General features: G+C 72.4%; 16 protein-coding genes. 7 read left to right on the top strand and 9 right to left on the bottom strand.

Annotated features, from left to right (window positions below; all coding sequences use genetic code 11):
* Positions 1 to 212 precede the first annotated feature (212 nt).
* From C0010_RS04795 to C0010_RS04785, 3 genes are read right to left on the bottom strand one after another with little or no spacing between them, the layout of a single operon-like run.
* Positions 213 to 4454 (bottom strand): ABC transporter ATP-binding protein/permease, encoded by a 4242-nt coding sequence (locus C0010_RS04795; RefSeq protein ID WP_105565908.1) that lies wholly within the window; start codon positions 4452 to 4454, stop codon positions 213 to 215.
* Between the two features lie 13 nt (positions 4455 to 4467).
* On the bottom strand, positions 4468 to 5508 hold the full coding sequence (cydB, locus tag C0010_RS04790; protein WP_105565907.1) for a cytochrome d ubiquinol oxidase subunit II: 1041 nt from the start codon (positions 5506 to 5508) through the stop codon (positions 4468 to 4470).
* Between the two features lie 15 nt (positions 5509 to 5523).
* On the bottom strand, positions 5524 to 7125 hold the full coding sequence (locus C0010_RS04785) for a cytochrome ubiquinol oxidase subunit I (RefSeq protein WP_105565906.1): 1602 nt from the start codon (positions 7123 to 7125) through the stop codon (positions 5524 to 5526).
* A 189-nt stretch (positions 7126 to 7314) separates the two neighbouring features.
* Here C0010_RS04785 and C0010_RS04780 point away from each other — a divergent pair, with 189 nt between their 5' ends.
* Positions 7315 to 7665 carry a BlaI/MecI/CopY family transcriptional regulator gene (locus tag C0010_RS04780; protein WP_105565905.1) on the top strand — a complete coding sequence of 117 codons (351 nt, stop codon included), beginning with the start codon at positions 7315 to 7317 and terminating at the stop codon, positions 7663 to 7665.
* Positions 7666 to 7857: 192 nt separating this feature from the next.
* On the opposite strand, the gene C0010_RS04775 is transcribed toward C0010_RS04780, so the two are convergent.
* Together C0010_RS04775 and ilvD are read right to left on the bottom strand one after the other, a co-directional pair.
* The gene (locus C0010_RS04775; protein ID WP_105565904.1) at positions 7858 to 8637 is read right to left on the bottom strand and encodes a M56 family metallopeptidase; all 780 of its coding nucleotides are present in this window, start codon (positions 8635 to 8637) and stop codon (positions 7858 to 7860) included.
* Positions 8638 to 8832: 195 nt separating this feature from the next.
* Complete coding sequence (gene ilvD, locus C0010_RS04770) at positions 8833 to 10695, bottom strand: dihydroxy-acid dehydratase (RefSeq protein ID WP_105565940.1); 1863 nt, start codon at positions 10693 to 10695, stop codon at positions 8833 to 8835.
* Positions 10696 to 10795: 100 nt separating this feature from the next.
* On the opposite strand from ilvD, the gene C0010_RS04765 reads away from it, so the two are divergent.
* Positions 10796 to 11587: a helix-turn-helix transcriptional regulator gene (locus C0010_RS04765; protein ID WP_105565903.1), complete on the top strand. Its 792-nt coding sequence runs from the start codon at positions 10796 to 10798 to the stop codon at positions 11585 to 11587.
* Here the strand turns inward: C0010_RS04765 and C0010_RS04760 are convergent, their stop codons facing one another.
* Together C0010_RS04760 and C0010_RS04755 are read right to left on the bottom strand one after the other, a co-directional pair.
* Complete coding sequence (locus tag C0010_RS04760) at positions 11588 to 12859, bottom strand: MFS transporter (protein WP_232531720.1); 1272 nt, start codon at positions 12857 to 12859, stop codon at positions 11588 to 11590.
* A 239-nt stretch (positions 12860 to 13098) separates the two neighbouring features.
* Positions 13099 to 14274 carry a 4-hydroxybenzoate 3-monooxygenase gene (locus C0010_RS04755; RefSeq protein WP_105565902.1) on the bottom strand — a complete coding sequence of 392 codons (1176 nt, stop codon included), beginning with the start codon at positions 14272 to 14274 and terminating at the stop codon, positions 13099 to 13101.
* Between the two features lie 109 nt (positions 14275 to 14383).
* Between C0010_RS04755 and C0010_RS04750 the strand changes: the two genes are divergently transcribed.
* Together C0010_RS04750 and C0010_RS04745 are read left to right on the top strand one after the other, a co-directional pair.
* Entirely contained in the window at positions 14384 to 15145 is a 762-nt protein-coding gene (locus C0010_RS04750) for an IclR family transcriptional regulator (protein ID WP_105565901.1), read from the top strand.
* Between the two features lie 441 nt (positions 15146 to 15586).
* Entirely contained in the window at positions 15587 to 16957 is a 1371-nt protein-coding gene (locus C0010_RS04745) for a flavin monoamine oxidase family protein (protein WP_105565900.1), read from the top strand.
* A gap of 32 nt (positions 16958 to 16989) precedes the next feature.
* Here the strand turns inward: C0010_RS04745 and C0010_RS04740 are convergent, their stop codons facing one another.
* Both C0010_RS04740 and C0010_RS04735 read right to left on the bottom strand, forming a co-directional pair.
* Positions 16990 to 17745 carry a Pr6Pr family membrane protein gene (locus C0010_RS04740; protein ID WP_105565899.1) on the bottom strand — a complete coding sequence of 252 codons (756 nt, stop codon included), beginning with the start codon at positions 17743 to 17745 and terminating at the stop codon, positions 16990 to 16992.
* A 53-nt stretch (positions 17746 to 17798) separates the two neighbouring features.
* The gene (locus C0010_RS04735; RefSeq protein ID WP_158685316.1) at positions 17799 to 18398 is read right to left on the bottom strand and encodes a TetR/AcrR family transcriptional regulator; all 600 of its coding nucleotides are present in this window, start codon (positions 18396 to 18398) and stop codon (positions 17799 to 17801) included.
* A gap of 153 nt (positions 18399 to 18551) precedes the next feature.
* Here C0010_RS04735 and C0010_RS04730 point away from each other — a divergent pair, with 153 nt between their 5' ends.
* Genes C0010_RS04730 through C0010_RS04720 form a run of 3 tightly spaced genes read left to right on the top strand, consistent with a single transcriptional unit; the run spans position 18552 to position 21294 of the window.
* The gene (locus C0010_RS04730) at positions 18552 to 19349 is read left to right on the top strand and encodes a TIM barrel protein (RefSeq protein WP_105565897.1); all 798 of its coding nucleotides are present in this window, start codon (positions 18552 to 18554) and stop codon (positions 19347 to 19349) included.
* 14 nt (positions 19350 to 19363) lie between these two features.
* The gene (locus C0010_RS04725) at positions 19364 to 20326 is read left to right on the top strand and encodes a sugar phosphate isomerase/epimerase family protein (RefSeq protein WP_105565896.1); all 963 of its coding nucleotides are present in this window, start codon (positions 19364 to 19366) and stop codon (positions 20324 to 20326) included.
* Positions 20323 to 21294, top strand: a complete 972-nt coding sequence (locus tag C0010_RS04720) for a sugar phosphate isomerase/epimerase family protein (RefSeq protein WP_105565895.1) — start codon at positions 20323 to 20325, stop codon at positions 21292 to 21294. The genes C0010_RS04725 and C0010_RS04720 overlap by 4 nt, the downstream gene beginning before the upstream one ends.
* Positions 21295 to 21328: the final 34 nt, after the last annotated feature.

Here is a 21328-nt window from a genome sequence, read left to right as displayed (position 1 = left end):
CGGCGACTCCCCGCTCGTCGCCGACCCGCCGCCCGCTAAACCACCCCCTCGCACAGCGGTGCCGCCGACGGTCCTCCGGGACCGTCGGCGGCACCGCTGTGTTGTGGGCTGCGGCAACCTTCTGCGCGGGGACCGCAAGCGTTCGTCGCGCGGGTGCGCTGCGAACGCGCGCATCCGGCCGCCTCTGCCGGATCGCCTCGCACGCAGCGGCGTCACCTCGCTGCGGTGAACGCGTCGGCCGCCGCGAGCGAGACGGTGCGGTCGCCCTCGCGGTGATCGTCGGCGCGGTGCGAGACGAGCACCGTGATGCGGTCGGCGCTCGCGCTCCGGATGTCGTCCATCATGTCCGCGGCCGTCGGGGCGTCGAGGTGAGCGGTCGGCTCGTCGAGGAGCAGCACGTCGGCGCGACTGAGCAGGGCTCGAGCGATCGCGAGGCGCTGCCGCTCGCCGCCGGAGAGGGCCGTGCCGGCGGGGCCCACGCGGGCAGCGAGGCCATCGGCCAGCGACAGCAGCAGTGTGCCGAGACCCGCGCGGCGCAACGCACCCCGCATCTCCTCGTCAGTCGGGGCGTCGTCCGCCCCGCGCGCGAGCAGGAGGTTGCCGCGCAGCGTCGAGTCGAACACGTGGGCCTCCTGCGGGCACCACGCCACGCGCTCGCGCCAGCCGTCCGGGGCGAGCGCGGGCAGCGGTGTGCCGTTCGCGCGCACCTCGCCGGCCGCGGGGCGCAGCGACCCCATCAGGATCGACAGCAGCGTCGTCTTGCCCGACCCGCTCGGTCCCTCGACGACGAGCCATTCGCCGCGGTCGACTTCGGCGGAGACGTGCCGGAAGACCATGCGTTCGGCGGTGTCGGCGGCCGGCATGGTCGCGCTGGCGGGGGCGGGCGCCGCGGACGCGACGGTGGGGGCTCCGACTGCCGAGCGGTCATCTCGCGTCGTTTCGTCGGCGCCGAGCGTCTCGCCCACCCGTGCGCCCGTGCGCTCGCCGCGGCCGTATGCGGTCGTTGCCGGATAGGCCGCCGCGAGGTCGTCGAGCTCGAGGCAGCGGACGGGCGGCGTCACGCGGCCCGCGCCCGTGAGCGCGGCGGGCACCGGCTCGAGGATCGGGTCGATGCGCCGGATGGCCGCCGCCTGGCCCGGTGCGCGCTGCGCCGCCTGCACGATCGCCCCGACGGGTTCGAACGCCGCGAGGCACAGCAGTGCGATGACGGAGATCTGCTCGGCGCCGACGCCCGCCGCGAATGCGAGCGGGGAGACCAGGGCGGCGAGGAAGGACGTCGCGAGCACCGCGATGGCGGAGCCGAGCCCGGCGCCCCGCGCCGCGCGGCGTTCGGCCCGCGCGAGCCGCGCCGCCACGGCGTCGAGCCGCGCGAGCGCGGCGCTCCGCGGGTCGAGGGCGTGCGCGCGGGAGGCCGGCGCCCCCGCGCCCCCCTCCTCGAACGGGTTCGCGTGTGAATCTGTGCCGCTGTCGGCGTTCGAGGCGCCATTCGTCGACAACGGCGCAATTCCATCCGCGGCGTGGGCCGCGCGCGGTGCGTTCGCGGCAGGAAGGTGCGGTGCAGCGGTGCCCGTCGCCTCGCGCGCACCCTGATCCGCCGGCCGATCTGTGCCGTTGTCGGCGTTCGAGGCGCCGTTCGTCGACAACGGCGCAATTCCATCCGGGGCAGGGGGCGAGCCCGGCGCGGAGTTGCCGCGGAGGTCGTCGGCCGCGGCCGCGAGGGACGCCGTGCCGCGCACGATCGCCGCGCGCTCCGCGACGCCCGCCGCGCCCGCGCCGCGCTCGGCCGCAACGGCGAGCACGGCGCCGAGCGCCGCGGCCGCCGAAAGCGTGAGGCCGACGATCGCCGTGAGCTGCGGGGCGACGAACCACGTCGTGATCGTGACGCCGACGATCGCGAGCACGCCGACGGCGATCGGCGGGAACACCCGCGGGAGCTGGTCGCGGAGCTCGTCGGCCTGCGTCACGAGGTAGTCGACGGGCGCCCCGCCCTCCAGCAGCCGACGGGAGCCGGCGCCGCGGGCGGCGATCGACCGCCACATCCGGACCCGCAGGCCGTCGATCGCGCGGAACGCCGCGGAGTGCGTCGCGAGGCGCTCGGCGTAGCGGGCGACGGAGCGGCCCAGGCCGAAGAAGCGCACTCCGACGATCGCGACCATCAGGTACATGATGTGCTCCTCGACGCTCGCGCGCACGATGAGCCAGCCCGACACGGCGGTCAGCGAGAGCCCGAGCGCCGTCGCGATGAGACCGAGAGCGACAGCGCCGAGCCAGCGCCAGCGCTGCGGCCGTATGAGGGGGAGCAGCCCGCCGGCGTCGGGGGCCGGAGCGCCGGGGCTGCCCGGACGCGCATCGCCGGCCCGGTGGGCCGTATCCGAGTCGGCGGCAGGGTCGGGGTGCACTCCGGCTCCATCCGCGGTCGCCGCCGTACTCGCCGGCGCGGCAGGCAGCGCACGTGCTTCAGGCGCTCCCGGGTCGGCACCGGCCGCGCCCGCGGCGTCGGGGGTCGCCGGCGCGCCGATGGCGATGCGTCGGTCGGCGAGAGCGACCGTCTCGGGCTCGTGCGATGCGATCACGATCGTCGTACGCGCCGCCCGCCGCATGATCGCCGCCCGCACGAGGTCGGCGGAAGCGGCGTCGAGGTGCGCCGTCGGCTCGTCGAGCACGAGCAGCGTCGCGCCGGCGTCGACCTGGGCCAGCGCGCGGGCCACGGAGAGGCGACGCAGCTCGCCGGGGCTGATCTCGGCGACGGCTGAGTCCGCGACGTGCGCGAGCGCGAGTTCCGCAAGCGCGGCATCCGGGTCCCCGGCCCCGTAGAGGGCGAGCTCGTCGCGCGGCGTCGCGGCGAACCCGTGCGGCGCCTGCGGCGCCCAGGCGACACCGGGTCCGCGACCGGAGTCGGTGCCGAACGCAGCTCGCGCGGGATCGCCACTGCAGAACGCAGTCGGACCTCGCCCCCTGTGTGCGTCCGCTCCCGGGATCGCGGAGGGGTCGACCCTCGCGGCGTGCGAATCGACTGCGTTGTGCCCGCACTCGTCGATCCGGATCGCGCCGGTCACGGCCGCGTCATCCGGAAGCACGCCCGCGAGCGCGGCGAGCACTGTCGACTTCCCGCAGCCGCTCGGCCCCGTCAGGGCGGTGATGCCCGTCAGCTCGACGCTCAACCGGTCGACGACAGGGCGACCGCGACCCGCGTACCGGATGGTCAGGTCGGTGAGCGAAACGCCGACCTGGTGCCCGTGCGCCGCGCCCGCGTCGGTCGGCGTCGCGGGCATCACGACCCGTACATCCGGGGCGGCCGGTCGCCCGAGCAGCGCCTTCACGCGGGCGAGCGCCGCGACGCCGGCCTGCGACGCGTGGAACGCCGTGCCGACCTCGCGCAGGGCGCCGTAGATCTCGGGCGCCAGGATGAGCGCGACGAGCGCCGCCTCGAGCGTCACGGTGCCGTTCATGAGGCGCAGGCCGAGGAATACGGCGACGAGCGCGACCGACAGCGTCGCGATCAGCTCGAGGGCGAGCGCCGACATGAAGGCCGTGCGCAGCGTCGTCATCGTGCGCGTGCGGTACTCGCGCTGGATCCCCTGCAGCGCCTTCGTCTGATCCTCGACGCGGCCGAGCCCGACGAGCACCGGCAGACCGCGCGCGAGCTCCGTGAGGTGGTCGGCGAGGCGCGTCAGCGCGCCCGTCGCCTCGTCGGTCGCCGCTTGCGTGTGCTTGCCGATCAGGATCATGAACACCGGTACGAGCGGCACCGTCAGCACAACGATGAGGGCGCTGACCCAATCGGCGCCGAGGATGCGCAGGCCCGCGATCGCCGGCACCGCGACTGCCGCGATCATGGCGGGCAGCGACTGCGTGTAGTAGTCGTCGAGGTCGTCGAGCCCCTCGCCCGCCAGCACGCTCACGCCGCCGTGCCGCCCCGCGCCGCCGTCCGCGATGCGGCGCCACAGCCGCGCGCGCAGGACTGCCTTCACGCCGCTCGCGATGCGCCGGGCGGCGACCTGCGACGCCCATCCGGCGCCCGCCCGCAGCAGCCCGCCGGCGATGCCGAGGGCGACGACGGCGAGCACATCGATCGATCCGGACGCTGCGCCCGCGATGCCGCGCGCGATCGCCTCGGCGACCAGCACGAGCCCCAGTGCCTTCAGCGCCGCAAGTACCCCGAGCACGAACAGCCGGATGGGCGGCACCGGCCCGAGGTCCGGTCGCGCCGGGCGATCCTCGTCGTTCGGCGCCGCGGCGCTCCCGTCGAGGCCCGTGGGGGGCAGATCGTTCCCGGCGCCGTCATCCGCGCCCGCTCGATCGCTGTGCTCCGACGCTGCAGGGGCAGCCGCATTGTGCCGGACCGCATCCGTGCCGGCCGGATCGGCGCCCGCCGGCGCCGTGCGGCGCCGCTCGGCACCGGCCCCGCCGCCCCCGCCCGTCGGGACCTCCGCGCCGCGTGCTTCCTGGGTCATCCGAGCCCGGCCCTCACGCCTCGCGCTTCTCGCGCAGGATCGCGGGGAGGAAGTCGTGCGGCTCCGGCATCATGCCGGGCGTGAGGCGCTTGCGGAACACCCAGTACGACCAGGCCTGGTACGCGATCACGATGGGCAGGCCGACGCACGCGACGATCGTCATCACGCCGAGCGTGTAGTCGCCGCTCGACGCGTTCCAGACGGTGAGGCCGTTGGCGGGGTCGGCCGTCGAGGGCAGCACGTACGGGAACATGCCGGCGAAGATCGCCCCGGCACCGAAGACGATGAAGCCCGCGTAGCCGAGGAACGCCCAGCCCTCGCGGCGGGCCCGCGCGGCGAGCCAGCCGCCGACGGCCGCGACGACCGCCAGCGCGACGAGCACCCACGACAGCACCGTGCCGCCGGCGAACTGCACCCACAGCGCCCAGGCGGCGGCGGGCAGCAGGAACAGCGGCGCCCACGTCGCGGCGAAGCGCGCCGAGCGCTTCCGGATGTCGCCGTCGGTCTTCAGCGCCAGGAACGTCGCGCTGTGGACCAGCGAGAAGCCGACGAGACCGAGCCCGTCGAGCACGGCGGGCACCGTGAGCCAGACGAACGGCCCGCCGATGCGGTCGCCGTTGGCGTCGATCGGGAGGCCCGTCGACGTGATCGCGAGCATCGCGCCGACGCAGAACGCCGTCACGAGCGAGCCGAGGCCGAGGGCCCACGTCCACACGGTGCGCCACCGCTCGGTGTTCACCTTGCCGCGGAACTCGATCGCGACGGCGCGCGAGATGAGCGCCAGCAGGGCGATCGTGAGCGGCACGTACAGCGCCGAGAACAGCGACGCGTACCAGGCGGGGAAGGCGGCGAAGATCGCGGCGCCCGCCGTGATCAGCCAGACCTCGTTGCCGTCCCAGACCGGGCCGATCGTGTTGAGCAGGGTGCGGCGCTCGCCTTCGTCACGCGTGAACAGCATCCGCATGCCGACGCCGAGGTCGAAGCTCTCGAGCACCAGGAAGCCGACCCAGAGGGCCGCGATGGCGATGAACCAGACGATGGGAAGGATGTCCATGATCGCTCCTCGGCCTCAGTAGGCGAACGACAGCACGTCGTCGCGGTCGTCTTTCCCGGATGAACCGGATGGGTCGGACGGCCCGCCGGATGTCGGCGGTTCGTGCGACAGTTCGGGCATGGCAGAACCGACCCCGCCGCGGGTGTACTTCACGAGGAGGACGATCTCGACGACGCCCATCACGGCGTAGATCGCGGTGAGCGAGATGGTCGAGAACAGCAGCTCGCCCGCCGTCACGCCCGGCGACATCGCCGCCTGCGTGAACATGAACACGCCGTCGACTCCCGTGCCGTCGGGGTTCGGGGCCACGACGAACGGCTGGCGCCCGATCTCGGTGAAGATCCAACCGGCGATGTTGCCGGCGAACGGCGCGGCGATGCCGAGGATCGCGAGGCGCATGATCCACGGCGACCGAGGCACGGTGCCCCTCCGGGTGAGCCAGAGGGCGACGACGGCGGCGCCGGCGACGACCGCGCCGAGCCCGATCATGAGCCGGAAGGCCCAGTAGGTCACCCACATCGGCGGCACGTACTGCACGTCGGCTCCCGCGTGCTGGCCGTAGATCTCCTCATCTGGGATCGTCTCGCCGTACTGGTTCTGGTACTCGGGCTCGAGGTCGTTGATGCCGGGCATCTCGTGGCCCCACTCGTCGGTCGCGAGGAAGCCGAGCAGGCCGGGGATCTCGATGAGGGTGATGACGTCGTTGCAGTCACGGGAACCGGGGTCGCCGAGCGACAGGATCGAGAACGAGGATCCCGTGTGGCACGCGGCCTCGGCGGAGGCCATCTTCATGGGCTGCTGCTCGAACATCAGCTGGCCCTGGGTGTGCCCGCTGAGCGCCGTGCCGGCGAAGCCGACGATCGCGACGAGCGCGCCGAAGCGCAGCGAGGTGAGCCAGACGCCGTGGTCCTTCTCATCGCGCGACCGGATGCCGTCGGCCGCACCGACGACGACCCGGCCGGAGGCGTCGACGGTGTCGATGCCGTCGTGCCGGCGCCGCCACAGGTGGTACCAGCTGATCCCGAGGGCGAACATGCCCGCGACGATCAGGGCGCCGGCAGCGGTGTGGAAGAAGGCGGCGATCGCGGTGTTGTTGCCGAGCACGGCCCAGATGTCGGTCATCATGGGCTTGCCGTCGTCGCCGAGCTCGACGCCGACGGGGTGCTGCATCCACGAGTTCGCGACGATGATGAAGTACGCGGAGACCCAACTGCCGATCACGGCGCACCACAGCGCGGCGAGGTGGAGGCCCTTGCGCAGGCGGCCCCATCCGAAGATCCAGATGCCGAGGAACGTCGATTCGACGAAGAAGGCGAGAAGGCCCTCGAGCGCGAGCGGGGCGCCGAACACGTCCCCCACGAAGCGGGAGTACTCGCTCCACGCCATCCCGAACTGGAACTCCTGCACGAGGCCGGTCGCGACGCCGACGATGAAGTTGATGAGGTACAGCTTTCCCCAGAACTTCGTCATGCGCAGGTAGCGCTCGTCACCGGTGCGCACCCAGGCGGTCTGCATGATCACGACCATCAGGCCGAGGCCGATCGTGAGCGGCACCATCAGGAAGTGGTAGACGGTCGTGATTCCGAACTGCCAGCGGGCGATATCGAGCGGGTCCACGCCGGGAACCTCCTCATGTCGGGGCGGTCGACCCGGATGAAGCGGCCGACCTCACGGGGATTCTACGCCGTGTAGAAATATGTCAACACCCACAGCGCGCCGTGAGAAACCGACACGGCACGGCAGGCTTCGACTATGCGTAGAAGTAGTTCGATGTCGAGTAGAATGGTCTGATCGGAAGGAGGGGCAATGGCACATCTGGGAGACCTGGAGCGCGCCGTCATGGACGTCGTCTGGGACGCCGATGACTCGCTGACCGCGTACGACGTCAAGGACGCGCTCGAGGCGCAGGGTCGCGACCTCGCGGCGACCACGCTGCTGACCGTGCTGTCGCGGCTCGACAAGAAGGGCTTCGTCACCTCCGATCGCTCGGCCCGCCCGCACCGCTATCAGCCCGTCGGCACGCGCGAGGCGCACATGGCCGAGCTGATGCACGAGGTGCTCGGCGAGACCGCCGACCGCTCCGCCGTGCTCGCGCGCTTCATCGGCGGCGTCTCCGCCGAGGATCAGGCGACGCTGCGCAACCTGCTCGCCTCCTGACGTCGGCGCGCCCCGCACGCGGCATCCTGCCGATGCGATCGCGTCCGGCCACCCGCGGGCCGCTGAACCGCGCAACCCCGTGCGCTGGCCGTAGGAGGTTGCCCCGGCCCTAGGAGGTTCCCCGCCGATTCGGCCTAATCTCGGGAGATCTGCCTAATCTCGGGGCCTCGGGCGGCGCCGGCCCCTGGGCGTTCAGGAGCCGGCGAGCCGGCGGAAGCGGTCGTGCATCCTGTCCTGGCGGGAGGAGGCGCGCTCGGCGTTCGCCGTGCCGAGGGCGCCCGTCTCGGCGACGCGCAGGATCGCGCGGGCGAGCACCTCATCCGGCTGCGTGCGGCGGGCGACGTCGTCGGCCATCATCTCGACGAGCGCCGCGACCTCGCTCTCGGCGCGGGCCGCCATGGGGAACCACGGCAGCGCCCGGCGCCACGCGCGGAAGGCGACGAGCAGCACCTCGTGCCGCTGCTCGACATGCGCGCGTTCGTGCGCCGTGACCGCGAGCAGCTCATCCGATGCGAGGGCGTCGAGCAGGCCGCGCGAGAGCACCGTCACGCTGCCGACACCGTGCGGCAGGCAGTAGGCGACGGGCGCCGCGTCGTCGAGCACGCGCGTGCGGTCGCGGTCGGGGTCGGGCACCGAGAGCAGTTCGACGAGCGCGAGGTGCCTGCGCCTCTGCCGCTCGAACGAGACGACCGCCGCGATGAGGTGCCCGAACAGGTACGCCGCGAGGGCGAGCGACGGGATGCCGGCGAGCCACGGGTGCTGCGGCACCAGGGCGGCGGCGACGAGCCAGAGCGCGCCGACCATCGTGAGCCCGCCCGCGACGGCGATCGCCTGCCACAGCACCAGCGCGAGGGCGGGGTGGCGCGGCGGCCACGACGCGCGCGAGAGCCGGATCGGGACGGGCCAGGCGAGAAGCACTGCGACGAGCGCGCAGGCGGCCGCGATCGCGAGGTCGACGGCCTGGATGGTCACTTCTCAAGCGTAGTATCGCGCCGCCTCGCATCGCTTGGCGCCGACGCGCGGGACGATCCCCGCGGCGGGGCGCCGAGACACTGCACAATCGCCGAGCCGCGGCAGAATCGGGCGCAGAATGCCGCGGCTGGTGGATTGTGCCGCGCCTCGGAACGGCGAAGGCGCCGCGCCGGCGCGGCGCCTTCGCGCGGCGCGTCAGTCGATCTCGGGCACGAGGCGCACGGCGCCCTTGTCGGCCGACTGCGCGAACGCCGCGTAGGCGCGCAGGGCGGGCGTCACCTTGCGGGGGCGCTTCTCCTTGGGGCGGTAGCCGCCGTTCGCCTCGAGCGCCTCGCGGCGGCGGGCCAGCTCGTCGTCCGAGACCTCCAGCTGCAGCGTGCGGGTCGGGATGTCGATCGAGACGATGTCGCCCTCCTCGACCAGCGCGATGACGCCGCCGGCGGCCGCCTCGGGGGAGACGTGGCCGATCGACAGGCCCGACGTGCCGCCGGAGAAGCGGCCGTCGGTGATCAGGGCGCAGGCCTTGCCGAGGCCGCGGCCCTTCAGGTACGACGTCGGGTAGAGCATCTCCTGCATGCCGGGGCCGCCCTTCGGGCCCTCGTACCGGATGACGACGACGTCGCCCTCCTCGACCTCCTTCGCCAGGATGCGCCTCACGGCCTCGTCCTGCGACTCGCACACGACGGCGGGGCCGGAGAAGGTCCAGATCGACTCGTCGACGCCCGCGGTCTTGACGACGGCGCCGTCGACCGCGATGTTGCCGCGCAGAACGCCGAGGCCGCCGTCCTTCGAGTAGGCGTGCTCGAGGTCGCGGATGCAGCCGCCGGCCGCGTCGGTGTCGAGCGACTTCCAGGTCTTCGACTGCGAGAACGCCTTCGACGAGCGCTCGCCGCCCGGGGCGGCGTGCCACAGCTCCTCCGCCTCGGCTGAGGCCTCGCCGCCCCGGATGTCCCACTCGTCGAGCCAGGCGCCGAGCGTCTTGGCGTGCACGGTGTGGACGTCCTCGTTGAGCAGGCCGGCGCGACGCAGCTCACCGAGCAGCGCGGGGATGCCGCCGGCGCGGTGAACGTCCTCCATGTAGTAGGTGCGGCCGTTCGCGACGTTCGGCGCGACCTTCGCCAGGCACGGCACGCGGCGCGAGACGGCGTCGATCTCGTCGAGGCCGAACTCGACGCCGGCCTCGTGGGCCGCGGCGAGCAGGTGCAGGATCGTGTTCGTCGAGCCGCCCATCGCGATGTCGAGCGCCATGGCGTTCTCGAACGCCTCGGGGGTTGCGATGTTCAGGGGGAGGACGGAGTCGTCGTCCTCGTCGTAGTAGCGGCGCGTGATGTCGACGACGAGCGAGCCCGCCTTCTCGTACAGCGCGCGGCGGGCCGTGTGCGTCGCGAGGACCGAGCCGTTGCCGGGCAGCGACAGGCCGATCGCCTCCGTGAGGCAGTTCATCGAGTTGGCGGTGAACATGCCGGAGCACGAGCCGCAGGTCGGGCAGGCGGCCTCCTCGATGCGCTGGATGTCCTCATCCGAGACCTTCTCGTTCACGGCCTCGCTGATCGCGTCGACCAAGTCGAGCGTGCGCTGGTTGCCGTTGACGAGGGTCGCGCGGCCGGACTCCATGGGGCCGCCCGAGACGAAGACCGTCGGGATGTTGAGCCGCATGGCGGCCAGGAGCATGCCTGGCGTGATCTTGTCGCAGTTCGAGATGCACACGAGTGCGTCGGCGCAGTGCGCATTGACCATGTACTCAACCGAGTCGGCGATGAGGTCGCGCGAGGGCAACGAGTACAGCATGCCGTCGTGGCCCATCGCGATGCCGTCGTCGACGGCGATCGTGTTGAACTCTCGCGCGATGCCGCCGGCGGCGTGCACGGCGTCTTCGACGATGCGGCCGACGGGGGCGAGGTGGGTGTGGCCGGGGACGAACTCGGTGAACGAGTTGGCGATCGCGATGATGGGCTTGCGGCCGATGTCGCTTCCTTCGACACCGGAAGCGCGCATCAGTGCGCGGGCGCCCGCCATATTGCGGCCGTGGGTGACAGTGCGTGAACGGAGTGAGGGCATGTTGCCATTCTCGCCCGGCACCTGGGCGCTTTTCGCACGGTCGCCGATGCGGTTGGTACGGGTACTGGGAGTACTATCGCTGAGCGAGAGGGGGTACCGGATGATCCGACCGCGCACGCCCCGCCGCGAGGAGCTCGGGGCGTTCCTCGCCGACCGCCGGCGGGCCGCGAAGCGCCAGGCGCTGGGGCTTCCCCCGACGCCCCGCCGCGTGCACACGGGCCTCAGCCGAGAGGAGGTCGCGACGCTCGCGGGCGTCAGCGCCAGCTGGTACACCTGGCTCGAGCAGGGGCGTGACATCAACGTCTCCCGCCAAGTGCTCGCCTCCGTCGCGCGCGTGCTGCGGCTCACGGCCGCGGAGGCCGACTACGTCTACGGGCTCGCGGAGCGCGACGACACCGCGCCCGTCGTCCGGCGCGAGAGGATCCCGGATCACCTGCAGCGTCTCGTCGATGCGCTCGACTTCCCGGCGTTCGTCGTCACGACGGACTGGGCGATCCTCGGGTGGAACGAGGCCTACGAATGGCTCTACCCGCGCATCCGGACGGTCGACCCGGCCGACCGGAACCTGCTCTGGCTCGTCTACACCGACCCGGAGCTGCGCGAGATGCTGCCCGATTGGGAGCGCGACAGCCGCCGCTTCCTCGCCGAGTTCCGGGCGGAGGCGGGCGTGCGGCTCACGGGCCCCGACCACCGCGCCGTCGTCGACCGCCTGATGGCGGAGAACCCCGAATTCCGCGCGCACTCCGCCGAATTGGAGGTGCAGCGCTTCGCCTCGCGCCGGCGTGCGTTCCGCCACCGCGACGAGGGCCTCGTCGAGTTCGAGCACCACAGGCTCGTGCCGAGCGACGCCGTCGACCTGCACGTCGTGATGTACGTGCGGGTGCCCGATTGACTACGCCGCCGGCCGCCCCGCCCGCGCGCGCAGCCGGTCGAACACGTACCGGTCGCGCCCGACCAGCAGCCCGAAGACGAACTGCGCGATCGACGAGAACACCAGGAGGAACAGCAGCGACGCCGTCCAGCCTCCCGTTGCGCTGTGGATCGCGCCGAAGGTGACGGGGGCGAGGCCCGCGATCACGTACCCGACCGACTGCCCCATGCCGCTCAGAGCCGACGCGGTCTGGTGGTCGCGGGCGCGCGTCGCCATCAGCGTCAGGGAGCACGCGATCGAGCCGCCGCTGCACAGCCCGGCGAGCGAGATCCACAGGAAGATTCCGGATGGCGCGAGCAGCAAGCCTGCGACGCCCGCCATCGAGAACAGGGGCAGGATCGCGGGCACCCACCGCTCCATCCGGCCCCGCATCGCGAAGGGGAGGGCGATCGAGCCGAGCACGCCCACCATCTGGAAGATCATCACGTCGTAGCCGGCGAGCACCTCGCTGTGGCCGAGCGAGCGCGCGTAGGGCGCGAGCCACGTGATCATGACGTAGAACATGATCGCCTGCACGCCCATGTAGATGCCGACGAGCCACGCGACCGGGTCGGCCCAGACGCTCGGGCCGCGCGCCGTGCCCTTTGCGAGGCGGTGCCCTCGGTCGGCGCCGAAGCGGCGCATGTGCAACAGCCACAGGACGATCGCGATCGGCAGCGTCGCCGCGACGGCGACGAGGGCGACCCGCCACCCGATGTCGCCTCCCGAGGGCTCGACCGCATACGAGATCGGCACGACGAGGCCGGAGGCGAGCGCCCCGCATCCGGCGAAGAGCGCCGTGTAGATGCTCGTCACGAGCGCGACGTGCGAGCCGAACGACCGCTTCACGACCGCCGGCAGCAGCACGTTCGCCACCGCGAGAGCGACGCCGATCAGCACCGTCCCGATCCACAGCGACGTCTCGGGGCCGGGAACGGAGCGGAGGAGTGTGCCGCCCGCCAGAACCAGCAGCGCCCAGAGCACGACCCGGTTCATGCCGAAGCGGTGCGACAGCGTGTGCGCGAACGATGACACCAGCGCCCAGATCACGACGGGAACGCTCGTGAGCAGGCTCAGGGTCGCGACGGAGTCGCCCGTCGATGCGCTCATCTGCTCGAGCAGCGGCCCGACGCCCGTGATCGTGACGCGCATGTTGATGCCGACCACGACGATCGCCGCGAGCAGCAGAGCGATCGACGGGCCCCGCGCGTTATCGTGGTTCGCAGTGGGGGTCGTCGGGCGGTCGCTGCTCACCCGCCGACCCTACGCCACGATGAACGCCGCATATCCGGAGTCTCTCGTTCCCGGGAAGTTGCCGAACGCCCGTTGTCGGCACCGCTGCACAACGCAGTCATTCTCGCGCCCGGCGGCCGGCCAAGGCCCGCGCCGACCCGTCCCGCAGCGGGAATGACTGCGTTGTGCGCGCAGCGACACTCCGAGCCGCGCCGTGGGCCCGGGCGGGCCATCGGCACCATACGGCACGCACGGTCCGGTCAGCGGCCGAGCAGGGGCCAGCCGGTGTAGGCCTCGGCGAGGTAGCGACGGCCGGCCTCGCTGTCGGTGACGGTGCGCAGCTCGGCGATCTGGCGGTGGCGCTCGAAGTCGCTCGCGCCCGGCTGCTGGTGCAGCATGCTCGTCATCCACCACGAGAACTGCTGGGCCTTCCACGTGCGCCGCAGTGCTTCGTCCGTGAAGCTCTCGAAGTGCGTCGCGTCGCCGCGCAGCAGCAGGTCCCGGATGGCGCGGTCGAGCAGCACGACGTCGGCGACCGCGAGGTTCATCCCCTTGGCGCCCGTCGGAGGCACTGTGTGGGCGGCGTCGCCGACGATGACGGCCCGGCCGGCCTGCATCCGGTGCGCGACGAAGCTGCGGAACTTCAGCACGTCGCGCTGGAAGATCGGGCCCTCCTTCAGCTCGGTCGCGGGAGTGCGGCGCTGCAGCTCGTCCCAGAGCTGGGCCTCGCTGTAGGAGCTCGGGTCGGTCTCAGGGTCGCACTGGAAGTACATCCGCTGCACCTCGGGGCTGCGCTGGCTGATCAGGGCGAAGCCGTCGGGGGAGTTGGAGTAGATCAGCTCGTCCTTCGACGGCGGCGCCTCGGTGAGGATGCCGAACCACGCGAACGGGCACTCGTGGAAGAAACCGCCGTGCGAGCCGGTGACGGCCTTCTTCACGACGCTGCGGGAGCCGTCGGCGCCGACGACGACGTCGGCCTCGATCACCGACTCGCGGCCCTCCGCGTCGCGCACGACCACACGCGGGCGCTCCGTCTCGGCGTCCTCCACGCGCTCGGCCGTGACGCCGAACCGCAGGTCCTGGCCGGCGGCGAGGCGCGCGGCGATGAGGTCGACCAGCACCTCGTGCTGCGGGTAGAGCCAGACGTTGCGGCCGACGAGCGCGCCGAAGTCGATGTGGTGCAGCTCGTCGTCGAAACCGAGGTAGATGCCCGAGTGCTTGTCTCCGATGGTGTTCACGCGCTCGCTCGCGCCCGTCTCGGTGAGGACCTCGACGGTTCCCTGCTCGAGGATGCCGGCGCGGATCGTGGTCTCGATCTGCTCGCGCGTGCGGCTGTCGATCACGATCGACTCGATTCCGGCTTCGTCGAGCAGGTGCGACAGCAGGAGGCCTGCCGGTCCTGCTCCGACGATCGCTACTCGGGTGCGCTCGGCCATGGCGTCTCCTTCGACTCGGTGCGGGTTGCCGCCTCCGATCATCCGGTGTCGCCCGGGGCCGGCGGCCGCCGTCATCCCAGTCAGTGGGAATCTGGCGTAACCTGGGGCGATGCGAGCGGAGGACGACGGCGGGGTGCTCGACCGAGCGATGCGCATCCTCGGCGCGTTCACCGCCGACGAGCCCGAGCTCGGGGCGACGCGGCTCGCGGAGGAGACGGGGCTGTCGCCGTCGACGCTGCACCGGATCGCCGCGCAGATGATCGACCTCGGCCTCCTCGTGCGCGTTCCGGGCCGGCGGTACGCCATCGGCGATCGGCTGTTCGAGCTCGGCGAGCTCTCCCCGCTCTCGCTGCGGCTGCGCGAGACGGCGCTGCCGCACATGCAGCGGCTGTATGAGGCGACGGGCGAGAACGTGCACCTCTCGGTGCTCGACCAGACGGATCCGGAGGGCGCCGCCGCCCTGTTCGTGGGCCGAGTCACGGGCCGCGGTTCCGTCCCGACGCTGGCCCGGATGGGTGGCAGGCTCCCGCTGCACGCCGTCGGCACGGGCAAGGCGATGCTCGCGGCGCAGGACGACGAGTGGATCGCCGCGTACTGCCGGCAGCCGCTGCTGCGCGAGACGACGCTCACGAAGATCGACACCCCGGGGATCCTCGCAGACGTCGACTCCGCCCGCGCCCTCGGCTACGCGGTCGCGCGCGAGGAGATGACGCTCGGCAGCGTGTCGATCGGCGCGACGCTCGGCCAGGTGCCCGGCCTGCCGCTCGCGGCGCTCGGCGTCGTCGTCGCGCGCGACCGCGCCGAGGAGCGGCGCCTCGGCGGGCTCGTGCGTCAGGCCGCCGCCGACCTGACGCGGTCGCTGCGGACCTGACCGCCGGCCCGGGTGCGGCCCGCTGCGGGTTCCGGCGTCGGGAAGCCGCCCGTTCCCGCGCCGGAGCGGTGGGCCCCGCGGGTTCACACGATCGACACACGACCGAAAACGGGCCGGAACCGGCGCGCGCGAGAGTGGAGGTGCGGACCGGATGACCTGCACAGTCACGGTCCGCACCGCGCGGCGCCGGCGTCAGTCCCTGTTCCGCGCGCGGTCGCCCCGTCGCCCAGCATCGCCGCACGGGCGGCGGGCGACCGCCTCGCCCGCCCCGCGTGGGCGGTGCACCGGTGCGGAAGTCGCACCTGTGGCCCTTCCGGCGGCTTGCTGAGGGCGACGGTTGCGCTTTCGGCAGGCGCGCGTCGCAGTTGTTGCCCATTCGGTGCACTGCCGTGCGGCCGGTCAACGGTGCGCGGCACGCGCGCGGCGATAGGCTGACCGGCGATGGAGTTCACGCGACGCTCGCTGCTCGTCGGTGCCGGGACAGGCGCCGTCGCGCTGCTGCTCGCGTCGTGCACGACGCCAGACCCGGAGCCGTCGCCTTCGCCGACCGAACCGGATGTCTCGCCCACGCCGTCGCAGGACGTCCCGGTCCCAGCTGGCTTCGTCCGCAGCTCGTGGACCACCGACCCGCACTCGCGCGGCGCGCGCCCCTTCGTGCCGGTGGGGTCGGCGGAGGCCGAGCGCGCCGTGCTCGCGACGCCGCTCGAGGGCCGCGTCTTCTTCGCGGGCGACGCCCTCGGCACCCCGATCGGCACGCTGTACGCGGCGGCGAACGACGGTCTGCGCGCGGCGGCCGCCGTCACCGAGGTCGCGGAACGGGGCGAACGGGCGTTCGTCGTCGGTGCGGGGCTCGCGGGCGCGAGGGCCGCGCGGTTCCTCGCGGATGCGGGCTTCGAGGTGACGGTGATCGAGGGCCGCGACCGCACGGGCGGCCGCGTGCACAGGGTCGACGCGGACGACTGGCCCGTCGCCCCCGCGCTCGGCGCGTGGACGGCGCCGGCTGACGCCGACGGCATCATCGACGCGCTCGCGGAGGAGGGCGTCGGCACCGAGCCGCTAGAGGGCGAGGCGGCACGCGGAGCGGAGGGCGCCGTCGACGTGCCGTCGATGGACCCCGTGCGCGGCGCGATCGACGGCGCGCAGTCCGCCCCGTCGGACGCATCGCTGGGGGCCGCGCTCGCCGCATCAGGAGCCGATGCGGAGGAGCCGGAGCTCGCCGCAGCGCTCGCCTACCTCACGGACACGACGGGGGCCGAGCCGGCCCAGCTGTCGTCCTGGTACCCGCCGACGATCCCCGGCGATCGCGTCGCGTTCGACGGCGACGTCGGCGAGGTGATCGACCGCGAGCTCGACGGGCTGAACGTCTCGCTGAAGACGACCGTCCTGGGCGTCGCGTACGACCGCGACGGCGTGAGCCTGCGGCTGTCCACAGGCGAGGCGCTGTCGGCCGACCGCGTCGTCCTGACGGTTCCGATCGGGGTGCTGCGGCACGGGTCCGTGGAGTTCGACCCGCCGCTCCCGTTCGACCACCGCGCGGCGATCGACGGCACGGGCAGCGGCGCGATCGAGACGGTGTGGCTGCGCTTCGACGAGCAGTTCTGGTCGGCCGAGGAGCAGATCTGGCACATCGTCGGCGGCGAAGCCGCCGTGCGCACCTGGGTCAATCTCGCGCCCGCGACGGGCGAACCGATCCTCGTCGGGTTCGTCGGAGGCGAGGCCGCCCAAGCGTTCGCGGAGCTGGGCGACGGCGAGGCCGCGCAGGCGGCGATCGACTCGCTCGCGCCGTTCGCGGACGCGCCGGAAGCCTCCTGAACCGGGCCGGAGCCACCCGCGGCCCGAAGGCGTCACACGTTCGCGACCTCACGCGCATCCGGGAGCATGGCCGCTCCGCTCTCCTCCGCATCCGGATCATCCCGTGCGGGCTCGCCCCCGTTCGGAACCAGCGGCCCGGGTTCGGCGGCATCGGGATCATCCGGCAGCGTCGAACGCCAGCGGCTGAGGCCGATCAGACCGCTGGCAACCCCCGCGAACACCGCGAGCGCGATCGCGCTCGTGATTGCGAACTCGGCGGCGCCGGAGACCTGCCGCGGGTCGAGGAAGTAGTACGGGTACCAGCCGATCTGCGCACCCCGCCAGATCGTCACGAGACCCCAGACCACGGGGAACGCGACGACCCACGCGATCAGCCGCCAATGCGCCCTGCCGCGGCCGGGGGCGAGGACCCATGCGGCGATCGCGGCGGCCGGCAGCACGAAGTGCAGCACGACGTCCGACCACGGCACCGTCATCGGGATGCCGCGCAGGCTCGCCTGCCACATCAGCAGCGCGAAGACGAGGCCGGCCGTGATCGTCCAGCTGAGGACGACGGTCCGGATGTCCGTGAGCCAGCCGGGGTCGGCTCCGCGCCGCAGGGCGACGACACCGCCGACCGCCGCGACCGCCGTGAACGCGATGTTCGACTCGATCGTGAGGTAGGCGAGGAAGTTCTGGCCGGCCACGGTCTGCGAGCTGAGCCCCCACAGCCAGCGGTGCACGAGCGACGCGGCGCACAGGGCGGCCGCCGCGAAGCGGATCGCGGCGAACCGCGTGCGTGCGCTCACCTGGCCTCCCGTCGCCGCCTCCTCGTCGTCGTGCCGAGTCTACGGAGGGCGGGTCAGCGGGCGGTGACCTCGACGCCGGTGAGGCGGGTGATCGCCGCTGCCAGGGCCTCGGTCGGGCGGATGCGGCCGCGCGAGAGCAGGCTCTGCAGCACGAGGCCGTCGCGCAGCGCGAGCAGCTCGCGCGCCAGTTCGTCGGCGGGCCCAGCGACCGTGCCGTCGTCGACGAGGGGGCGCAGCGTGTCGGCGACGTCGTCGGTCAGGCGCCGGTAGAGCCCGGCGAAGTAGTCGTGCGCCGGGTGGGCGGGGTTGGTCGCCTCGGCCGAGAGAACGGCGTAGAGCTGGATCAGGCCGGCGGTCTCCGCGTTGCTCGCCGTGATGTCGACGATCGCCTGCAGCGGCGACACCGAGCGGTCGATCGCGCCTGTGAACGCCTCCCGGTCGATCGCGTCGCGCCGCTCCAGCACGGCGGTGAGGAGCGCCTCCTTGCTGTCGAAGTGGTGCAGCAGGCCCGGTCGGGAGATCCCGCACGCCGCGGCGATGTCGCCGAGCGTCGCGGTGTGGAACCCCGATTCTCCGAACGCGGCGATGGCGGCGTCGATCAGCCGCTCGCGCCGGGCCCGGCCGGTCGCATAGCCGTTGCTCCTGTCGCCCACGGCGTCCATCCAACCACAGCGTCCGCATCCGGATGATCGATCGGCGCTGAAAACTTACATTTGAGTCAGTTTTCGTGCTACTGTCGCATCGCGGTCGACGGAGCCCGCGCGCCGACGGCGCGGGGCACGGCCATCCGGAGAGGACGGAACACCATGACGTACACCCTTGCGCCGAACATCGAGCTGCTGTTCACGGAGGCGGGCGACTACCACGAACGCGTCCGCGCCGCATCGGCGGCCGGCTTCGACGCGGTCGAGATGTGGGGCCCGACGGGGGTCGACGCGCCCGCGGCGCCGAAGGACATCCCCGCGCTGAAGGCGGCGCTGGAGGAGACGGGCACGGTGCTGACGGCGCAGCTGTCAGAGCCGCGCACGCAGTTCATGATCCCGCCGAAGGACCACTCCGAGTTCTACCGGAAGCTCGACGAGGGCGTCGAGATCGCCCGGCAGCTCGGCTGCCCCCGGATCGTCGTCGGAAGCGGCACGGGCTTCGGCGGTTCGAAGCGGCAGACCCAGCTCGACGAGCTCGTCGAGATCTACCGCAGGGCGATCGCCCAGATCGACGGTTCCGGCGTCACCCTCGTGCTCGAGGCCGTGAACGTCCGGGTCGATCATCCGGGTTCCCTGCTGGATCGCACCGCCGAGTCGGCGTACGTCGCCCGCGGCGTCGACTCGCCGTTCTTCGGCGTTCTGTATGACCTGTACCACTCCACCGTCGAGGGCGAGGACCCCGCGGCGGAGCTCGAGGCCGCCGGTGATCTCGTGAAGTACGTGCAGGTCGCCGACGCCCCCGGCCGGGGCGAGCCGGGGAGCGGCGACATCGACTGGCCGAGCGCGCTGCGCACGCTGCGCGCATCCGGGTACGAAGGGCCGATCGGGCTGGAGTACTACCCGACCGTCGAGTCGGCCGCGTCCACTGCTTTCATCCGCGGCATCGCGGCGACGGCCTGACGGGAGGGCACGACATGGCATGGCAGAAGTGGTCGTACATGGACCACTGGGTGACGCAGACCCCGCAGGGGCCGCTGCCGCCGCAGTTCAACCGCGCGCACATGGACCGCTACCTGAAGCAGCTCGCGGCCGCGGGGTTCACGGGCTTCGACACGTTCTTCTTCTACCTGCGCGCGCTCGAGGGCATGTACGGCTCTCTGGCGAACTTCGAGCAGCGCCTGCGCGACGTGGGCATGGAGAAGATCACGGGGATCTTCACGGCGTATCCGTCGGCGACCGAGTTCACCTCGCCGCACGAGCGCGAGACGCATGACCGCATCTTCGCCGATTGCGAGAACACGGTGCGCCAGCTCGACGGCCTCTCGGTCGAGAACTTCATCGTGATGCCGTCGAGCACCTACCACCAGACGGAGCCCATCACGGGCGACAAGATCAAGGCGATGGCCGAGCTCTGGTCGCGCGTGGGCGAGATGACGCTGCGGCACGGCATGCGGACGACGTGCCACTTCGAGTTCTGGGGCGCGATCCGCACCAGGGAGCAACTCGACACGTTCTTCGAGTACGCCGACCCCGAGACCGTGTTCTTCTTCTGCGACACGGCGCAGCACACGATCGCGGGCGTCGACCCCGTCGAGATGTTCCGCGACTACCGGGACCGCTGCTCGGGATTCCACTTCAAGGACACGCACGACGTCGACACGAACGAGGCGTACCGCACGCCGCCGGATCCGGAGCTGATGGCGCCGGGCGTCGACCGCTGGTTCTACGAGATGGGCACCGACGGTGGGCTCGTCGATTTCCCCGCGCTGATGCGCGAGATCGTGGCGTCCGGGTATGACGGCTGGCTCACGGTCGAGCACGACAAGGCCGACACGTTCGGTGGGACGTACGCCGAGGCGACGTGCGTGGCGAAGTGGTACATCGACAACGTACTCGAGCAGGTGCGGGCCGAAGCCGCGAAGGAGGTCGCATCGTGAGCGATTCGCTGCGCTGGTCGTACGCGCTGAACCAGTGGAACTACCGGATGGACGTGTTCGTCAGGCACGACGAGCAGCTCAGGGCGCTGAAGACGATCTCGGCGCTCGGCTTCGACCACGTCGAGCTGGCCAGCGGCATGGGCGGGCGCTGGGACAACATCGGCCGCCCCGAGGTGATCCTCGCCAACCACGGCGACGCCGCGGGGTTCTCGCGGTTCCTCGGGCGGGCGTCGATCGAGGGCGTCTCGAGCGTCTTCTGGGACCCGGGCGCGCCCGTCGAGGAGGAGGGGTACGCGTTCCTGATGACGGTCGACCCTTCGCAGCACGACAGCATCGTCGCGGCCGCCGAGCCGTTCGTCTCGTTCCTGTCGTCGATGGGCGCCGAGCAGCTGGTCGTGCGCTCCGCGCCCTCCGCGTGGATGACGGGGCCGCTCGACGACGACGCGGTGCGCCGCGTCGCGTCGCTGTGGAACCGCGTGGGCGAGCGCGCCGGCAGGGACGGCGTGCGAGTCGCCGCGCACTACGACTGCCTGGGCGGCATCCGCACCGCCGAGCAGTGGGACGTGTTCCTGGCGGAGACGGACCCGGATGCCGTCGGCGTCGCGATCGACACGGCCGAGATGGCGATCGCGGGCCTCGATCCGACGGCGTTCTACCGCGATCGCGCCGACCGCGTCACGCACGTGCACCTCAAGGACGCCCTGCACGCCGACACCGGCGAGGAGCACCTGATGCCGGGCGCCGAGCAGACCATGCTGCAGGGCGGGGCCGGTCGCCGCATCGAGCGCTGGTTCTGCGAGCTCGGCGCCGAGGGCGGCCTCGTCGACGCGCCCGCCTTCGTCGGTGCGCTGCGCGAGCACGACTACTCCGGATGGGTCGTGGTCGAGAGCGACCGCGCGGGCCAGCCGGCAGAGCTGGCGATGCTGAACTCCTGGTTCGTGCGGCACGACCTCGGCGCCGCGATCTGACCGCGCGGACTGTGGCGGGGCCGATCTCCGAGGA

The sequence above is a fragment of the Microbacterium halophytorum genome (assembly GCF_002970975.1).
GTDB lineage: Bacteria > Actinomycetota > Actinomycetes > Actinomycetales > Microbacteriaceae > Microbacterium > Microbacterium halophytorum.
The sequence above is the reverse complement of the archived record's forward strand: the minus strand, read 5'-3'. Positions and strand labels throughout refer to the sequence as shown.